Below are 17,563 nucleotides of genomic sequence, written 5' to 3' on the forward strand. Positions count from 1 at the left end.
GCCGATGCATACGTATGCAAGGCCAGATAATGGGATGCCAACAATGAATTACGACGAAATGCTTGCAAAAGTGTCCACCGCCTCGGGCTTTATTGCGGCACTCGATCAGAGCGGTGGATCAACGCCCAAGGCGCTCAAGGGCTATGGCATAGAGGAAGATGCCTACACGACCGATGAAGAGATGTTCGGCCTTATCCACAACATGCGTGCGCGGATCATTACTGCACCAAGCTTTTCCGGCGAGAAGGTGCTGGGCGCGATATTGTTCGAACGCACGATGGACGGTGAAGCAGGCGGCAAACCCGTGCCGATGGCATTGCAAGAGCGCGGCGTCGTGCCGTTCCTGAAGGTAGACAAGGGGCTTGAGGACGAAGCAGACGGCGTTCAAATGATGAAGCCAATGCCAGACTTGGATGCGTTGCTCCAACGCGCCAAAGCCAAAGGCGTGTTTGGCACAAAAAAGCGCTCCGTCATCAATCAAGCCTCGCCATCCGGCATTGCCGCGATCGTAAAACAGCAATTTGATGTGGCCGAACAAATCCTCGCTGCTGGATTGATGCCGATTATCGAGCCTGAGGTGAACATCAAAAGCGTTGATCGCGCGCACAGCGACATCATCCTGCGCGATGAAATCTTGAAAGCGCTCGATAACGTATCGGCCGATCACAAGGTGATGTTGAAACTGTCGATTCCCGCAGAGGCAGGTACGTTTGATGCGCTGATCAATCACCCGCGCGTGCTGCGCGTTGTCGCGCTCTCCGGCGGCTATGCCCGTCCCGAGGCTTGTGCTGAACTCGCCAAGAATAAAGGCATGATCGCCAGCTTCTCCCGCGCTTTGTTGGAAGATTTACGTCACCAGATGACCGGAGAGGAATTTGATGCCGCGCTTGCCAGCGCCATTGACGAAATCCACGCAGCATCCGCAACCTAGGGTAAGGACCACTTATGCGCAAGAAGTTTGCCGCCAGCCTAAAGCCCCGCTAATGAGCGCGGCATGAAAGAATTTCCCTGCCAGTTATACTTGATCTCACCGCTTGACGTAGGCGGTGAATTTCCCGCCCAGCTTGAGGCTGCCTTATCCGCTGGTCCCGTTGCAGCGTTCCAGTTTCGGGTAAAAGATGTGGATCAGCATGAGGCGGCGACGCTCGCGGAACCATTGCAGGCCATTTGCGCCGCGCATGACGTCGCGTTCATCGTGAATGACAGTGTGGCTTTGGCCAAGCGGTTGAAAGCCGACGGCGTGCATATGGGGCAGGGCGATGGCGACGTGCGTGAGGCGCGTGAACTGCTTGGCCGCGACGCACAGATTGGCGTTACGTGTCATAACAGCCGTCATCTGGCGATGGAGGCAGCCGAGGCCGGGGCCGATTATGTGGCCTTTGGCGCTTTTTTCCCCACAGCGACGAAGACGGTTGAGCATGTCGCTGAACTCGACACGTTACAGAAATGGTCGTTTGTGACGGAGGTCCCCTGCGTTGCCATTGGCGGCATCACATCAGACAATGCCAAGCCATTAATCGATGCAGGCGCGGATTTCATAGCGGTGAGCAGCGCGGTGTGGAACCATCCGCAGGGTCCCGCCGAAGCGGTCAGGGCGTTCAACGCATTGCTTGCCTAATGGCGCCGTCATCGTTAAAGGCCGCGTCCATCGGCACGTTTTTGCGTGCCTGCTCTTTCCATCTGTCAAGCGAGTGCACTCATGAAAATCAACGCGGTTGAAATCAAGCCGGGTAACATATTGGAATATGAAGGCGGCCTATGGCGTGTCGTAAAGACCGCGCACACCCAACCGGGTAAGGGCGGCGCATATATGCAGGTTGAGCTCAAGAATCTCCGCGACGGCCGCAAGAACAATATCCGTTTCCGTTCGGCCGAAAGCGTCGAAAAAGTGCGCCTTGACCAGAAAGATTTTCAGTTTCTCTATGCAGAGGGCGATAATCTGGTGTTCATGGACAAGGAAACCTATGATCAGGTGACTTTGCCTAGCGACCTTCTGGGTGACGCTGCCGCTTTCCTTCAGGACGGCATGGACGTTGTGATGGAAATGTATGATGACGAAGCGCTCTCGGTCGCTTTGCCGGACCAAATCGAGGCTACGATTGTCGAAGCGGACGCAGTGGTAAAAGGCCAGACGGCGTCATCTAGCTATAAGCCTGCAATTCTCGACAATGGCGTGCGCGTGATGGTGCCGCCGTTCATCAGCGCGGGTACGCGGATCGTTGTCGATGTCTACGAACGGGAATATGTCCGGAAGGCTGACTAATGCCAGCATTAACCGGTCTTTTGACCATCATGGAAAAAGCAGCTCGTAAAGCGGGTGGCAAGCTTCGCCGCGATTTTGGTGAGATTGAACATTTGCAGGTTTCCCAAAAGGGGCCTGCAGACTTTGTATCGAAAGCCGACGAGCGCGCTGAAGATACGATTTTCCGGGAACTTGAAATCGCACGTCCCGATTGGGGCTTTCTAATGGAAGAAGGCGGCGAGATTTCAGGTGCGGAGGGTAAACCACGCTTCATAGTCGATCCGCTCGACGGAACGAGCAACTTCCTGCACGGAATTCCGCATTTTGCGATTTCGATTGCCGTGCAAGATCCAAAGCCTGATGGTTCGGGCTGGGGCGATATTTTCGCGGGTCTTGTCTACAACCCGATCACGGACGAAAGCTTCTGGGCCGAACGGGGCAAGGGGGCTTGGCTTGGCAACCGCCGTTTACGGGTATCCGCACGCCGTCAGCTAAACGAGGCTCTGATTGCCACAGGCACGCCTTATAAGGGCCATGGCGATTTTGAAGAATGGACCAAGATTTTTGGGGCCATCGGACCTTCGGTTTCGGGCGTTCGGCGTTTTGGCGCAGCAAGCCTTGATCTCGCTTGGCTGGCCGCTGGCCGATATGATGGTTTCTGGGAAAGCGGCTTATCTCCGTGGGATACGGCAGCTGGATGTCTGCTTGTGCGCGAGGCGGGGGGCTTTGTAACCGACTATCGGGGACGCAGCCCGCATATCGCAGATGTTCAGGTTTTGGCGGCAAATGACATTCTCCACAGCAAGCTACATAAGCTGTTGGTTGGGGCCATAAAATAAATCGCGAAAATGGCACCAAAAATGCCGAGTCTTGGCCTTGCAGGTCTGGATTCTTCTGCCTAAAAGCGCCGCAACTTACGGGGTTTCGGAAACGAGTCTGATATGACTGATTTGTCGCAATATTTGCCCATACTGCTTTTCCTCGTGGTGGCGCTTGCGCTGTCGTCGGCTTTTGTGTTTCTGCCGATGGGTGTTTCACGATTAACTGGCACGCACAAGCCTACCGAGGCGAAGCTCACCGAGTATGAGTGCGGCTTTCCAGCATTCGAAGATTCGCGTAGTCAGTTTGACGTTCGCTTCTACCTCGTTGCGATTTTGTTTATCATTTTTGATCTTGAGGCCGCCTTTTTGTTTCCATGGGCGGTCAGCCTGGGTGAAACAGGCTGGATCGGTTGGGGCACCATGATGCTGTTCCTGTTCGAATTGGTCATCGGATTTATCTATGCATGGAAAGTGGGAGCACTCGAATGGGAGTAATCGCGCCATCACACTCTGACGTGCAAGCGCCGGATGCAGCGTTCTTTAAGGATATTGAAAGCGAAGTGAACGACAAGGGTTTTGTCGTTTCTTCGGCCGAAGACCTGTTTAATTGGGCGCGGACCGGGTCTTTGTGGCCAATGACCTTTGGGCTTGCGTGCTGCGCAGTTGAAATGATCCACGGTTATATGCCGCGTTACGACTTTGAACGTTTTGGCATCGCACCGCGCGCGTCACCGCGTCAGTCGGACGTGATGATCGTCGCAGGCACGCTCTGCAACAAAATGGCACCTGCGTTGCGCAAGGTCTATGACCAGATGTCCGAACCCAAATATGTCATTTCCATGGGTAGCTGCGCCAATGGCGGTGGCTATTATCATTACAGTTACAGCGTTGTGCGCGGTTGCGACCGTGTTGTACCGGTAGACATTTATGTACCCGGGTGCCCGCCCACTGCCGAAGCGTTGCTTTACGGTATTATGCAGTTGCAGCGCAAAATCCGCCGGACAGGGACCATCGAACGGTGACCCATTCTGCGCCCCTGATCAAAACGCCCGATGGCACGATAGAATCTATATCAAAAGCGATGGGCAAGCATTTGGTTTCTATAGAAGAAGCCAATGGTGAAGTTGCCGTGCACATTCACTGTGATGCGTTGGTCGAATGCATGATCCAATTGCGCGACGAATGTGCGTATCAGCAGTTGATGGAAATTGCGGGCGTTGACTGGCCTGATCGTGACCCACGTTTTGAAATTGTCTATTGTCTGCTGAGCCTGACCAAAAACCACCGTATTCGCGTGCATTTGACGACGAATGAGGATCATCCTGTGCCGTCGGTCACCAGCATTTGGCCCGTCGCCGGATGGTTGGAACGCGAAGTGTTCGACATGTATGGCGTATTATTCTCCGGCAACGCGGATTTGCGCCGCATACTGACCGATTACGGTTTTTCGGGACACCCGCAGCGTAAGGACTTTCCGTTGTCGGGCTATGTTGAGCTGCGCTATTCCGAAGAGGAAAAGCGCGTGAAATATGAACCCGTGCAATTGGCGCAGGATTTCCGCAATTTCGACTTTCTTAGCCCTTGGGAAGGCGCGGATTATGTCCTGCCGGGCGATGAGAAAAGCGGCGAGGGCGCTGGCAACGGCGCGCCGCCGCCGCCTACACCCAAAACAACCGATACCGCGGCGCAGACCGGTGCCGGTAACGCTGCGAACAAAGAAGCGGTCAAGCGCAGCGTGCGCAAACCAAAGGCGACGGGAGACAAGGCATGAGCATGCAGCAAGATCTCGCGCCGACCACTGGCGATGAAGTCATCCAGAATTACACGATCAACTTTGGGCCACAGCACCCCGCAGCGCACGGCGTTTTGCGTCTGGTGATGGAACTGGATGGCGAAATCGTCGAGCGGCTTGACCCGCATATCGGCCTTTTGCACCGTGGCACCGAGAAACTGATCGAGTATAAAACCTATTTGCAGGCTTTGCCATATTTCGACCGGTTGGATTACGCGTCGCCGATGGCGATGGAGCATAGCTATGTGCTCGCGATTGAGAAGTTGTTGGACCTCGAAGTGCCCCTTCGCGCGCAATATCTGCGCGTATTGTTCGCCGAACTAACGCGGATCAAGAATCACACGCTGAACATTGCGCACCACATTATCGATGTCGGCGCGATGACGCCGCCTTTGTGGCTGTATGAAATCCGCGAAGACATCATGGGCTTTTATGAACGCGCCAGCGGTGCGCGTATGCACGCGGCATGGTTCCGTCCCGGCGGCGTGCATCAGGATGTGCCGTTAAAGCTTTTAACCGATATTGCCGAGTGGCTCGATGACCGCATGCCGCGCTTGTTTGAGGACGCAATGTCGTTGGTAGTCGACAACCGCATTTTCAAACAACGCAATGTCGACATCGCGATCGTGTCAAAGGAAGACGCGATCAAATGGGGCTTTTCCGGCCCGATGATCCGTGGCGCGGGCATCCCCTGGGATATCCGCAAAAGCCAGCCTTATGACGTCTATGACCGGATGGAATTCGACATTCCCGTCGGCACACGCGGCGATTGCTACGACCGGTTCATGGTCCGCGTCGAAGAAGTGCGCCAATCGGTCCGCATCATGAAGCAATGCTTGCAACAGATGCCCGAAGGTCCGGTATGCAGCGACGACCGAAAGGTCGCACCGCCCAATCGCGCCGAAATGAAACAGTCGATGGAAGCGTTGATCCATCACTTCAAATTGTACACCGAAGGCTTCAAAGTGCCCGCAGGCAGCGTCTATGTCGCCACCGAAAGCCCCAAGGGCGAATTTGGCGTCTACCTAGTCGCCGACGGCAGCAACAAGCCCTATCGCTGCAAAATCCGGCCAACAGCCTTTTCGCACCTTCAAGCGATGGATTTCATGACTCGTGGGCATATGCTGGCGGATACGACCGCAATCTTGGGCGCGCTCGACATCGTTTTTGGGGAGTGTGACCGCTGATGTCTCGCGAGCTTATGTTTTTGGCATCGGCGGCATTTGGTTCGGTCGCGTTGGTCGCGGCCTATCTCTATTTGTTTCATGCCGAGGTGTCGGCAAAAGAAGTGGGCTCGACCGCTGCGGCCATGATGTTTGGCGCGTATATCGGGCGGATTTGGGGACGGAAAGAAGCACATGGCTGACGCAGTAAATATCCCCAACGAAGCCGAAACTGTGTTAAGCGGCGCGTTTCCGATGACTAGACTCTCGACAGCCACCCAAATGATCGTGCATTATAACGCGCAAGATGCTGACTCTTACGTTGCGTTGATGACCGGCGATGCCTGCGAAGCCAGCTATCGCGGTGCTGTGGTGCGTGAGGGGAAAGAAGGCACGCGGGCAGGCCTGAACGCCATGTTCGCCGAATTTCCGGAAAACAGGGCCGAAATTCTGACTGCCTATGAACTCGGCGATTATGTCGCGTTGCATGAACGTGTGTTTCGCTCAGCGACGGCAGAGCCGTTTGAAGTGATGTCCATCTACAGTTTTGAAGGCGACAAAGTCAGTCGCGTGGAGTTTGTGCGATGACAAATCCTCAGCTCTCTTCATTCGTCACCCTGAACTTGTTTCAGGGTCCATCGTGCAGCCAGTCCGGCGCGTGCAGTGGCCAAACTGAATCGGAAACATTGCGTTCGATTTCAAAAATTGAGCGTGCAGATAAATGGACCCTGAAACAAGTTCAGGGTGACGGAGTGTGTGGTGGCTGATTCAGTAGCAATCCCCAACGAAGCAGAAACCCGTGCGACATGGGGCAGCTTTGCCTTTTCGCCGGAATATAAGGCCAAAGCCGATATGTATATCGGCCGCTATCCCGCCGGACGGCAGCAATCGGCCGTGATGGCGTTGCTTGACCTGGCGCAACGTCAGGTCGGCGAAGAAACGCAGACGCAAGGCTGGTTGCCGGTGCCGGTGATCGAATATGTCGCGAACTATCTCGGCATGCCCTATATGCGCACCTATGAGGTTGCGACCTTCTACACGATGTACAATCTCGCGCCCGTGGGCCGTTATCATGTGCAAGTGTGCGGGACCACGCCATGCATGTTGCGCGGGTCGGATGATATTATTGCGGCGTGCAAGAGCCGTGGGCTAGTGAAAAATGCGACGACACCTGATGGCATGTTTACGCTGACCGAAGTTGAATGCATGGGCAATTGCGCGTCGGCACCGATGGTGCAGATCAACGACGATAATTACGAAGATCTTGATCATAGCAGCATGACCGCGATCCTAAAAGACTTGGCCGAGGGCAAGCAGCCAAAGGTCGGCACGCAATTGCCGGGTCGGCACACGGTGGAACCTTATGGTGGCGTAACGACCTTGCATGCGATGGTGGACAAGAACCATGACTATCGGGGGGAATGGAAGTGAGCCATTACCTTCCAACTCAACGTCACCCTGAACTTGTTTCAGGGTCCATTTCGCTCCTTTACTCTTCGGTCTGCGTGGCACGATGGATGCTGGAACGTCAGTCACCAGAGGTGAAACAAGTTCAGCATGACCGCAGTTTAGGCGAGGTATTGCCGTAATGGAATTTCTCCCCCTCATCGGCATTCTCATCGCCGCGTTCGTCGCGTGGAAATTGCTCAAGGGCGTTATTAAGCTGGCCGTTATTGGTTTGCTGATCGCTGGGGCGGCTTGGTTTTTTATTGGAGGTTTGGGCTGATGCTCGCTGACAAAGACCGCATTTTCACCAACCTCTACGGCTATCAGGACTTCGCCCTGAAAGCGGCGCAGGCGCGTGGTGATTGGGACAAAACTGCTGACCTGATGAAGGTCGGGCAGGATGCGATTATTGAGGAAGTGAAGGCGTCGGGACTGCGCGGTCGCGGTGGTGCGGGCTTCCCGACGGGAATGAAGTGGAGCTTCATGCCGAAGGCCCCGACGCCTGAACGTCCCAATTTCCTCGTCATCAACGCCGATGAATCTGAGCCCGGTTCGTGTAAGGACCGCGAGATCATCCGCCACGATCCGCATAAACTGATTGAAGGCGCGCTGATCGCTGGCTTTGCGATGCGCGCCCGTGCGGCCTATATCTACATTCGCGGCGAGTATATTTTCGAAGCCAAGGTTCTCGAAAAAGCGGTTGCCGAGGCGTATTCGGCAGGTTTGCTGGGCAAGAATGCCGCAAAGTCGGGTTATGATTTTGACGTATTCGTCCATCGCGGCGCGGGCGCCTATATTTGCGGCGAAGAGACCGCGATGATAGAAAGCCTTGAGGGCAAAAAGGGCCAGCCGCGCCTGAAACCCCCATTTCCGGCAGGTGCAGGGCTGTATGGTTGCCCGACGACCGTGAACAATGTCGAGAGCATTGCGGTCGTGCCAACCATATTGCGGCGCGGCGCGGCGTGGTTCAAAGGCTTTGGTCGCGAGAATAACCATGGTACTAAGCTATTCCAAATCTCCGGCCATGTCGAAAAGCCATGCGTGGTCGAAGAAGAAATGGGCATCCCGTTTCGCGAGCTGATTGAAAAGCATTGCGGCGGCGTTCGCGGCGGTTGGGACAATTTGCTTGCCGTCATCCCCGGCGGTTCGTCAGTGCCATTGGTCCCTGCGGCGATGATGATGGACGTGCCGATGGATTTCGACGGCTGCAAGGCTGTTGGCTCCGGCCTTGGCACGGCGGCCATTATCGTCATGGATAAATCCACCGACATTGTGCGCGCGATTTCGCGATTGAGCTATTTCTACAAGCATGAAAGCTGCGGCCAATGCACACCCTGCCGCGAAGGCACAGGATGGATGTGGCGCGTGATGGAAAAGATGCGCACGGGCAATGCCGAGATTGGCGACATTGATACCTTGTATGATGTGACCAAACAGGTTGAAGGCCACACCATTTGCGCATTAGGCGACGCGGCGGCATGGCCGATTCAGGGGCTGATCAAGCACTTCCGCCCCGAGATGGAACGGCGGATTATTGAGGCTAAGGGTGACAATATGTTGGAGGCGGCGGAATGAAGGTCGATTTTTCCAAAAACGTCACCCTGAACTTGTTTCAGGGTCTATTTCGCCTTTCTGGGTCTGGATATGCTGCACAATGGATGCTGGAACGTCAGTCACCAGAGGTGAAACAAGTTCAGCATGACGGCAGATTGTTGGAGGCGGCGGAGTAAACATGCCTAAAGTCACTGTAGACGGTCTCGAACTCGAAGTCCCTGCTGGCGCTACCGTCCTTCAGGCGTGCGAGATGGCGGGGAAGGAAATTCCCCGTTTTTGCTATCATGAACGGCTGTCCATCGCGGGCAATTGCCGCATGTGCCTGGTGGAAGTTGCCCCCGGGCCGCCAAAGCCGCAGGCGTCTTGTGCGTTGCCCGCTACCGAGGGCCAGATCATCCGCACCGATACGCCAATGGTCAAAAAGGCGCGTGAGGGGGTGATGGAATTTTTGCTCATCAACCACCCGCTTGATTGCCCGATTTGCGACCAAGGTGGCGAATGCGATTTGCAGGACCAAAGCGTGGCTTATGGGCGTGGTGCTTCGCGTTTTGAGGAAAACAAGCGCGCGGTTACCGAAAAATATATGGGGCCGCTCGTCAAAACGGTGATGACGCGCTGCATTCAGTGCACCCGCTGCGTCCGTTTTGCCGAAGAAGTCGCCGGCATCGAAGAGGTTGGCGCGATTGGTCGCGGCGAGAATATGCAAATCACGACCTATCTTGAGCACGCCATGCAAAGCGAGCTTTCGGGCAATGTCGTTGACCTGTGCCCCGTTGGTGCCTTGACCGCGAAACCTTATGCTTTTGAGGCGCGTCCGTGGGAATTGAAAAAGACCCCAAGCATCGACGTCATGGACGCCGTGGGCACCAACATCCGTCTCGACAGCCGGGGCAGGGCCGTATTGCGCGCCTTGCCGCGCATCAATGACGATGTGAACGAAGAATGGGCGTCGGACAAAACACGCCATGCCGTTGATGGCCTGATGCATCGCCGTTTGGACAAGCCTTATATCCGCAAGGATGGGAAGCTGGTCGCGGCAGAGTGGGCTGAGGCTTTTGAAGCCATTAAGGCGCATTGGACCGGCGCAGCGGCGGTGCTGGCAGGGGATCAGGTCGATTGCGAAACCATGTTCGCCGCGCGCGAGCTGGCTGGGGCATCAATGTTAGAAGGTCGCCAGACGGGATTGGCTTATGACACGTCCTCCCTGTCTGCGGTGAATTTCAACACCACGATATCCGGCATCGAAAATGCCGATGTGATCTTGTTGGTCGGCAGCGATTTGCGGCGTGAGGCACCATTGGTGAACACAAGGCTTCAAAAGGCCATTCGCAAGCGTAAGGCAAAGGTGTTTGCCATCGGACCCGTGACGGACCTGACGTATAAGGTCGAGTGGCTGGGCGATGACCTGAGCGCGCTGACCAAATTGCCTAAGGCCTTGTCCGATGCATTGAAGACCGCTGAACGTCCGGCGATCATCGTCGGTGGTGGTGCGCTGCGTTATCATGGCGTCCACGGCGCTGCTTTGGCCTTTGCGAAAAAATATGGGCTCGTCCGCGATGATTGGAACGGGTTTAACGTTCTGCATTTTGCCGCGGCGCGGATGGGTGGCCTAATGCTTGGCTACGCACATGACGGCGGCATCAAGAAGCTGGCGGCGGCCCAGCCGAAGCTGGCGTTTTTCCTTGGCGCGGATGAGGTGGATTACAGCCTGTTTGCCGACAGCTTCAAAGTCTATGTCGGCCATCATGGCGACGATTTTAATAGGGGGGGGGGCGCGCATCATGCCGACGTCATTTTGCCCGGCGCAGCGTATAGCGAAAAATCGGGCACCTATGTGAACTTGGAAGGCCGCGTTCAACGCGGCGAGCGCGCGGTATTCCCGCCCGGCGATGCCCGCGAAGATTGGGCCATATTCCGCGCTTTGTCAGATGTGCTGGGCAAGCGCCTGCCGTTTGACAGCCTCGACGCCTTGCGCGCCGAAATGGCGAAGGCCGTGCCTGCTTTGGGTGTTGAAGGGTTGGCGGATTATGGTTGGTCAGAACCATCGCTGCCATCGGATGTGAACGGTAAAATTGTCGATTATCCGATCAAGGATTTCTACCTGACCAACGCCATTTGCCGCGCGTCCGAAACGATGCAGAAATGCTCGGCGGAACTGTTGCATGGCACACAATATTTGGAGGCGGCGGAATGACGAGCGCTAGCGCAATTCTACCTTCCAACGTCACCCTGAACTTGTTTCAGGGTCCATTTTGCCTTTCGGCGTCTGGATGTGCTGCACGATGGATGCTGAAACAAGTTCAGCATGACGTTTGTGGATGTGACGGTGGAGTGGAATAATGACATCCTTCTTCCAAAATCTCGGCATGAGTTATGAGGCCGCATGGTTCACAGCTACAATCGCGGCAATCCTCCTGATCGCGCTGCCGCTGATGCTCGCGGTGGCGATGATCATTTATGCGGAACGTAAATTATGGGCGGCTTTCGCATTGCGCCGGGGACCCAATGTCGTTGGTCCATTTGGGGTGCTGCAAAGTTTCGCCGATGGCTTGAAGGTATTCTTACAGGAAACCATCATCCCAAGCGCGTCGAACCGTGGCTTGTTCCTGATCGCGCCGATCATCACCTTTACCGTCGCATTAATGGCGTGGGCGGTCATTCCCTTTGCCGATGGCGTCGTGCTGTCGAATATCAATGTCGGCTTGCTCTACATTCTGGCGATCAGTAGCTTGGGCGTTTATGGCGTGGTCATTGCGGGATGGGCCTCCAACTCCAAATATCCATTCTATTCGGCGATGCGCGCCGCGGCGCAGATGATTTCCTATGAAGTTTCCATTGGCTTCATCTTGATCTGCGTCGTTCTTTGGGCTGGCACCTTCAACGTAAGCGGTATTGTTGAGGGGCAGCGTGGGCATATATTTGGCTTTATCAACGCCTATGCCTTCAACCCCTTGCTGTTCCCAATTGCGGTGATGTTCCTCATCAGCTCAATGGCGGAAACCGCCCGCGCGCCGTTCGATTTGACCGAAGCGGAAAGCGAATTGGTTGCCGGGTATCAGACCGAATATTCCTCCATGGCCTTCGCTTTGTTCTGGTTGGGGGAATATGCCAACGTCCTGTTGATGTGCGCGCTGAACGCGATCCTGTTCTGGGGCGGATATTTGCCACCTGTTGACTGGGCACCATTATACGCCGTTCCAGGCATCATCTGGTTCTTCGCCAAAATCCTTTTGATGTTCTTCATCTTCGCATGGGTGAAGGCAACCGTGCCGCGTTACCGTTATGATCAATTGATGCGTTTGGGTTGGAAAGTGTTCTTACCGATTTCGCTCTTCTGGGTCTTTTTGGTGAGCGGCTATCTTATGTTCACAGGACATTTCGCATGACCACGCTCGCTCACCTCATCAAAACCTTCACCCTTTGGGAATTCGTCAAGGCGCACATGTTGACCTTGAAATATTTCTTCAAGGCAAAGGCGACGATCAATTATCCGTTCGAAAAGAACCCGCTTTCCCCACGTTTTCGCGGCGAACATGCGCTGCGTCGTTATCCCAATGGTGAGGAACGGTGCATCGCGTGCAAATTATGTGAGGCGGTGTGTCCCGCCTTGGCCATTACCATTGAGTCCGAGCCACGCGAGGACGGTAGCCGCCGGACCACGCGCTATGACATCGACATGACCAAGTGCATTTACTGCGGATTTTGCCAAGAGGCATGTCCAGTAGACGCCATTGTCGAGGGGCCGAACCTCGAATTCGCAACAGAAACGCGTGAGGAACTGCTCTATGACAAGGCCAAGCTCCTCGACAACGGCGCGAAATGGGAGCGGGCAATTGCCGCGAACCTTGCCGCCGATGCACCCTATCGTTAAGGGCGGCGCTGGAATGACACAAGTGCTCACCTTTACCAACAAAAACTTCGTCGCCCCAGCGCAGGCTGGGGCCCATCACGTCTGTCCGTCTAGAACGATAGGCGAGATAGGCACCAGCCTACGCTGGTGCGACGTTTTGATACTTACTGAGGTTTTGGCATGATCCAACTCGTCTCCTTCTATATCTTCGCAAGCATTGTCATCGCGTCCGCCGCGATGGTCATCTTTGCCCGAAATCCGGTGCACAGCGTGCTGTGGTTGATTGTTGCGTTCTTTAACGCCGCAGGCCTTATGGTCCTGATCGGTGCAGAATTCATCGCGATGCTCCTGGTCATTGTCTATGTCGGCGCGGTTGCGGTGTTGTTCCTGTTCGTCGTGATGATGCTCGACATTGATTTTGCGGAATTGCGTGCAGGTTTCGTCAAGAATGTGCCGCTTGGGCTTTTGCTCGCGGTGGTTTTGGTGGCTGAACTGGTGTTGGGCATTGGCGCGTATCAGGCTGGTGCCGTTAAACTTGGCACGCCTGAGGCTGGTGTTGCGACGCTATCGGCGACCGTGCCGAATATCGAGGCGATTGGTGCGTTGCTGTATAGCAAATATGTGTTCTTGTTCGAAACGGCAGGGTTGATCTTGCTGGTCGCGATGGTTGGCGCAATCGTTCTGACGCATCGCCGCAGCCACGGCACACGCGGCCAGAGCATCAGCAGCCAGGTTCAGCGCCGCCCGCAAGACGCGACGCGCATTGTTAATCAGCCCGTCGGGCAGGGGATTGAGCTGTGATTGGTATCGAACATTATCTCGTCGTCAGCAGCATATTGTTCGTTATGGGCGTGCTGGGCATTTTCCTGAACCGGAAAAATGTCATCATCATATTGATGGCGATTGAGCTCATATTGCTTGCGGTGAACATCAATCTGGTGGCGTTCAGCGTGTTTTTGGGCGACCTGACCGGGCAAATCTTTGCGATGTTCGTTTTGACCGTCGCGGCGGGTGAGGCGGCAATCGGCCTTGCGATTTTAGTTATTTATTTCCGCGGACGTGGCACAATCGCGGTTGATGACGTCAACCGGATGAAGGGGTAACATCCAGTGACTGCAATCCATATCATTGTTTTTCTGCCGCTTTTGGCTGCGCTGGTCGCCGGTCTTGGCCAGCGCTTCATTGGCGCGTTGGCAGCCAAGACGATCACAACCGCTGGCTTGTTTATTGCCGCGTTCCTAAGCTGGCCGATCTTCATCGGTTTCCTGAATGGCAGTGAAACGGCTTATGTGCAGCCCGTGATGACATGGGTGCAGTCGGGTGACCTAAGCTTTGACTGGGAATTACGCGTTGATGCGCTGACTGCCGTGATGCTCGTTGTCATCACCAGCGTGTCGGCGCTCGTCCATCTCTATAGCTGGGGCTATATGGAGGAAGATCCCGATCAGCCGCGCTTTTTTGCCTATCTGTCGCTGTTTACCTTCGCGATGTTGATGTTGGTTACGGCCAACAATCTGGTGCAGATGTTCTTCGGTTGGGAAGGCGTTGGCCTTGCGTCTTATTTGCTGATCGGTTTTTGGTACAAGAAACCAAGCGCGAATGCAGCGGCGATCAAGGCATTTGTCGTCAACCGGGTCGGCGACCTCGGCTTCATGCTTGGCATTTTCGGCATATTCTGGTTGTTCGGCACGGTTTCGATCCCCGAAATCCTCGCTGCCGCGCCCGATAAAGTAGGGTCAAGCATCGGCTTTTTGGGCCTGCGCGTTGATACCATGAGCTTGCTGTGCATATTGCTGTTCATCGGTGCGATGGGTAAATCGGCGCAGCTTGGGCTGCACACATGGTTGCCGGACGCGATGGAGGGCCCAACGCCCGTTTCCGCGCTTATCCATGCGGCGACCATGGTCACCGCTGGCGTGTTCATGGTGTGCCGCCTGTCGCCCTTGTTTGAAACCAGCCAGTTCGCGTTAGATGTAGTTACGATTGTTGGAGCCACGACCGCGATTTTTGCTGCAACGGTTGGTCTTGTGCAGAACGATATCAAACGCGTTATTGCGTATTCTACCTGTTCGCAGCTGGGTTACATGTTCTTTGCAGCCGGAACCGGTGCCTATGGCGCGGCCATGTTCCATTTGTTCACGCATGCCTTTTTCAAGGCGTTGCTGTTCCTCGGCGCTGGTTCGGTCATCCACGCGATGCACCATGAACAGGATATGCGTTATTATGGCGGCTTGCGGAAACATATCCCGCTCACATTTTGGGCGATGATGGCGGGCACGCTGGCGATTACCGGTGTTGGTATCCTTGGGGTAGCCGGATTTGCAGGCTTTTATTCAAAGGACGCCATTATTGAGGCCGCGTTTGCCAGCGAATCCACCTATCACATGTATGGCTTTGCCATCGGTGTGATCGCGGCGTTGCTGACGAGTTTCTATAGCTGGCGTCTGATGTTCCTAACTTTCTTTGGAAAGCCGCGTTGGGAGCAATCGGAGCATATCCAGCACGCGGTGCATGATCATGGCGACCATGATGCACATGCGCATGCCGCGACCAGTGACGGAACGGCGGGCTATCATCCGCATGAAAGCCCATGGTCGATGCTGACGCCTTTGGCGCTGCTGACCATCGGTGCGGTTTTTTCAGGTTTTGTCTTCCACAATGCGTTTATTGATGCGGAAGCGGGCCAAGCGTTTTGGGCAAACAGCACGCTTTATTTCAACGCGCATCTGATGCATGCGATGCACGAAGTGCCGTTGTGGGTGAAATTGTCGTCGACCGTGGCAATGCTCATTGGCCTGACCACGGCCTATTTGATGTACCAAAGGTCGCAAGATGCACCACAACGTTTGGCGACGACCTTTGCGCCAATTTACCGTTTCTTCCTCAACAAATGGTATTTTGACGAGCTGTATAGCTTCGTTTTCGTGCGCCCAGCCTTTTGGTTCGGACGTCTGTTCTGGAAGCAAGGCGACATCGGGATTATTGACCGCTTTGGCCCCAATGGTTCGGCGGCGTTTGTTTCCTTCGGTAGCAAATTGGCTGTGCGAATGCAGTCGGGTTATCTTTATACATATGCGCTTGTGATGCTTCTTGGCTTGGTCATCGCGGTTAGCTGGATGATGGTGAGAGTGTAATGAACGCCGCGGATATCCCTGTACTTTCGATCATGCTGGCCATTCCAGTGGTCGCAGCGGCAATATGCCTATTTGTGCGCGCTGAACTTGCGCGCATCATTGCGCTGTCGGCGACATTGCTGAACCTGGTGCTTGGTGTCGTGCTCTGGCTGTATTATGATCCAGCGGGCGCGCAGTGGCAGTTTACCGAAAGCTTTAATGTGTTCGGCCCCATTGGCTGGCGGCTTGGCATTGACGGCATTTCGCTGACATTGATCATGCTGTCGGTATTCCTAATGCCGATTTGTATTGGTGCAAGCTGGACATCCATCCAGAAACGCGTCGGCGAGTATATGGCGGCGTTCCTGCTGATGGAAACGCTGATGATTGGCGTTTTTGCGGCGCAGGATTTGTTGCTGTTCTACATCTTCTTTGAAGCCGGCCTGATCCCGATGTATCTCATCATCGGCATTTGGGGTGGGCAGGACCGCATTTACGCGTCGTACAAATTCTTCCTCTACACCTTGCTGGGTTCACTCGTGATGTTGATCGCGATGCTGTGGATGATCCAATTTGCGGGCACGGCGGATATTCCAACCTTGCTGAATACCGATTTCCCGGCAGAAGCGCAGAAATGGCTGTGGTTCGCATTTTTTGCATCCTTCGCGGTGAAAATGCCCATGTGGCCAGTGCATACATGGCTGCCCGATGCCCATGTTCAGGCACCCACTGCCGGTTCAGTCATATTGGCTGGCGTGCTCCTCAAAATGGGCGGTTACGGCTTTTTGCGTTTCTCTTTGCCGATGTTTCCAGAGGCAAGCGCTGACTTCATTCCATTGGTGTTTGGTCTGTCGATGGTTGCCGTGGTCTACACCTCGCTCGTTGCGTTGGTGCAGCAGGATATGAAAAAGCTGATTGCGTATTCATCGGTTGCGCACATGGCGATTGTAACCGTCGGCCTATTCACCTTCAATCAACAAGGTATCGAAGGCGCGATCATCGTGATGTTGAGCCATGGCCTCGTTTCGGGCGCCTTGTTCCTGTGCGTAGGGGTGATCTACGACCGCCTGCATACGCGTGAGATCAGCCGTTATGGTGGCCTCAGCGTCAATATGCCCAAATATGCCTTGCTGTTCATGCTGTTTACGATGGCGAGCGTTGGCTTGCCCGGAACGAGCGGGTTTGTGGGTGAATTTTTGAGCCTTTCGGGTGCTTACAAGGTGTCGACTTGGGCCACATTCATTGCGACCACGGGCATTATCCTTGGTGCCGGCTATATGCTGTATCTCTACCGCCGCATTGCATTTGGGCCGCAGGTCAATGCTGATGCCGCTGCGATGTCGGACGTCAATGGCCGTGAAATGTGGCTCCTCGCGCCCATCGGGGTCGTTGTCTTGTGGATGGGCGTATATCCGGAAACATTCCTGGCACCCATCCGCCGCGACGTGGCGACGATTGTCGCCCGCATTGAACGCGCTGCACCCGTTGGGGACAGCAAGCTGAAATTAGTCGACCCGACAACCGCGCGGTATCGCGTGGTGCATGGTCCGGAAAAAAACGTGGCTGAGGGGAGCCATTGATA

21 protein-coding genes are annotated in these 17,563 nt (G+C 55.0%); all 21 read left to right on the forward strand.

The window, feature by feature from the left end; translation table 11 throughout:
* Positions 1-43: 43 nt before the first annotated feature.
* The 21 genes from HEQ34_RS04305 (at position 44) to HEQ34_RS04405 (ending at position 17,561) form a co-directional block, all read left to right on the forward strand.
* Positions 44-931 carry a fructose bisphosphate aldolase gene (locus HEQ34_RS04305; RefSeq protein WP_296197881.1) on the forward strand — a complete coding sequence of 296 codons (888 nt, stop codon included), beginning with the start codon at positions 44-46 and terminating at the stop codon, positions 929-931.
* Positions 932-994: 63 nt separating this feature from the next.
* Positions 995-1,618 carry a thiamine phosphate synthase gene (gene thiE / locus HEQ34_RS04310; RefSeq protein WP_296197884.1) on the forward strand — a complete coding sequence of 208 codons (624 nt, stop codon included), beginning with the start codon at positions 995-997 and terminating at the stop codon, positions 1,616-1,618.
* 81 nt (positions 1,619-1,699) lie between these two features.
* Positions 1,700-2,263 (forward strand): elongation factor P, encoded by a 564-nt coding sequence (efp, locus tag HEQ34_RS04315; RefSeq protein WP_295491160.1) that lies wholly within the window; start codon positions 1,700-1,702, stop codon positions 2,261-2,263.
* Positions 2,263-3,081 (forward strand): inositol monophosphatase family protein, encoded by an 819-nt coding sequence (locus HEQ34_RS04320; RefSeq protein ID WP_296197887.1) that lies wholly within the window; start codon positions 2,263-2,265, stop codon positions 3,079-3,081. Before efp ends, HEQ34_RS04320 begins: the two co-directional genes overlap by 1 nt.
* A gap of 102 nt (positions 3,082-3,183) precedes the next feature.
* Positions 3,184-3,558 (forward strand): NADH-quinone oxidoreductase subunit A, encoded by a 375-nt coding sequence (gene ndhC, locus HEQ34_RS04325; RefSeq protein WP_296197889.1) that lies wholly within the window; start codon positions 3,184-3,186, stop codon positions 3,556-3,558.
* A complete protein-coding gene (locus HEQ34_RS04330; protein WP_296197893.1) occupies positions 3,549-4,085 on the forward strand; it encodes an NADH-quinone oxidoreductase subunit B family protein in 537 nt (178 codons plus the stop codon). The genes ndhC and HEQ34_RS04330 overlap by 10 nt, the downstream gene beginning before the upstream one ends.
* Positions 4,082-4,834 (forward strand): NADH-quinone oxidoreductase subunit C, encoded by a 753-nt coding sequence (locus HEQ34_RS04335; RefSeq protein ID WP_296197896.1) that lies wholly within the window; start codon positions 4,082-4,084, stop codon positions 4,832-4,834. The genes HEQ34_RS04330 and HEQ34_RS04335 overlap by 4 nt, the downstream gene beginning before the upstream one ends.
* On the forward strand, positions 4,831-6,042 hold the full coding sequence (locus HEQ34_RS04340) for an NADH-quinone oxidoreductase subunit D (RefSeq protein WP_296197901.1): 1,212 nt from the start codon (positions 4,831-4,833) through the stop codon (positions 6,040-6,042). Before HEQ34_RS04335 ends, HEQ34_RS04340 begins: the two co-directional genes overlap by 4 nt.
* Positions 6,042-6,221, forward strand: a complete 180-nt coding sequence (locus tag HEQ34_RS04345; RefSeq protein ID WP_295491143.1) for a hypothetical protein — start codon at positions 6,042-6,044, stop codon at positions 6,219-6,221. Before HEQ34_RS04340 ends, HEQ34_RS04345 begins: the two co-directional genes overlap by 1 nt.
* A 52-nt stretch (positions 6,222-6,273) precedes the next feature.
* Entirely contained in the window at positions 6,274-6,606 is a 333-nt protein-coding gene (locus tag HEQ34_RS04350) for a nuclear transport factor 2 family protein (protein WP_296198073.1), read from the forward strand.
* A 171-nt stretch (positions 6,607-6,777) separates the two neighbouring features.
* A complete protein-coding gene (locus tag HEQ34_RS04355) occupies positions 6,778-7,449 on the forward strand; it encodes an NAD(P)H-dependent oxidoreductase subunit E (protein WP_296197904.1) in 672 nt (223 codons plus the stop codon).
* A gap of 157 nt (positions 7,450-7,606) precedes the next feature.
* Entirely contained in the window at positions 7,607-7,744 is a 138-nt protein-coding gene (locus tag HEQ34_RS04360) for a hypothetical protein (protein WP_296197908.1), read from the forward strand.
* A complete protein-coding gene (gene nuoF / locus HEQ34_RS04365) occupies positions 7,744-9,039 on the forward strand; it encodes an NADH-quinone oxidoreductase subunit NuoF (RefSeq protein ID WP_296197911.1) in 1,296 nt (431 codons plus the stop codon). The genes HEQ34_RS04360 and nuoF overlap by 1 nt, the downstream gene beginning before the upstream one ends.
* Positions 9,036-9,194: a hypothetical protein gene (locus HEQ34_RS04370; protein WP_296197914.1), complete on the forward strand. Its 159-nt coding sequence runs from the start codon at positions 9,036-9,038 to the stop codon at positions 9,192-9,194. Before nuoF ends, HEQ34_RS04370 begins: the two co-directional genes overlap by 4 nt.
* Positions 9,195-9,196: 2 nt before the next feature.
* Entirely contained in the window at positions 9,197-11,212 is a 2,016-nt protein-coding gene (gene nuoG / locus HEQ34_RS04375) for an NADH-quinone oxidoreductase subunit NuoG (protein ID WP_296197917.1), read from the forward strand.
* A gap of 145 nt (positions 11,213-11,357) precedes the next feature.
* Positions 11,358-12,404, forward strand: coding sequence for an NADH-quinone oxidoreductase subunit NuoH (nuoH, locus tag HEQ34_RS04380; RefSeq protein ID WP_296197919.1), 1,047 nt, complete (start codon positions 11,358-11,360; stop codon positions 12,402-12,404).
* Entirely contained in the window at positions 12,401-12,889 is a 489-nt protein-coding gene (nuoI, locus tag HEQ34_RS04385) for an NADH-quinone oxidoreductase subunit NuoI (RefSeq protein ID WP_296197921.1), read from the forward strand. The genes nuoH and nuoI overlap by 4 nt, the downstream gene beginning before the upstream one ends.
* Before the next feature lie 159 nt (positions 12,890-13,048).
* Positions 13,049-13,669 (forward strand): NADH-quinone oxidoreductase subunit J, encoded by a 621-nt coding sequence (locus HEQ34_RS04390; RefSeq protein ID WP_296197925.1) that lies wholly within the window; start codon positions 13,049-13,051, stop codon positions 13,667-13,669.
* The gene (gene nuoK / locus HEQ34_RS04395; protein ID WP_125230259.1) at positions 13,666-13,971 is read left to right on the forward strand and encodes an NADH-quinone oxidoreductase subunit NuoK; all 306 of its coding nucleotides are present in this window, start codon (positions 13,666-13,668) and stop codon (positions 13,969-13,971) included. The genes HEQ34_RS04390 and nuoK overlap by 4 nt, the downstream gene beginning before the upstream one ends.
* 6 nt (positions 13,972-13,977) lie before the next feature.
* Positions 13,978-16,002, forward strand: coding sequence for an NADH-quinone oxidoreductase subunit L (gene nuoL, locus HEQ34_RS04400; RefSeq protein ID WP_296197929.1), 2,025 nt, complete (start codon positions 13,978-13,980; stop codon positions 16,000-16,002).
* On the forward strand, positions 16,002-17,561 hold the full coding sequence (locus tag HEQ34_RS04405) for an NADH-quinone oxidoreductase subunit M (RefSeq protein WP_296197932.1): 1,560 nt from the start codon (positions 16,002-16,004) through the stop codon (positions 17,559-17,561). The genes nuoL and HEQ34_RS04405 overlap by 1 nt, the downstream gene beginning before the upstream one ends.
* The last annotated feature ends 2 nt before the right edge of the window (positions 17,562-17,563 follow it).

Source organism: Sphingorhabdus sp., assembly GCF_023910635.1.
Taxonomy (GTDB): domain Bacteria; phylum Pseudomonadota; class Alphaproteobacteria; order Sphingomonadales; family Sphingomonadaceae; genus Sphingorhabdus_B.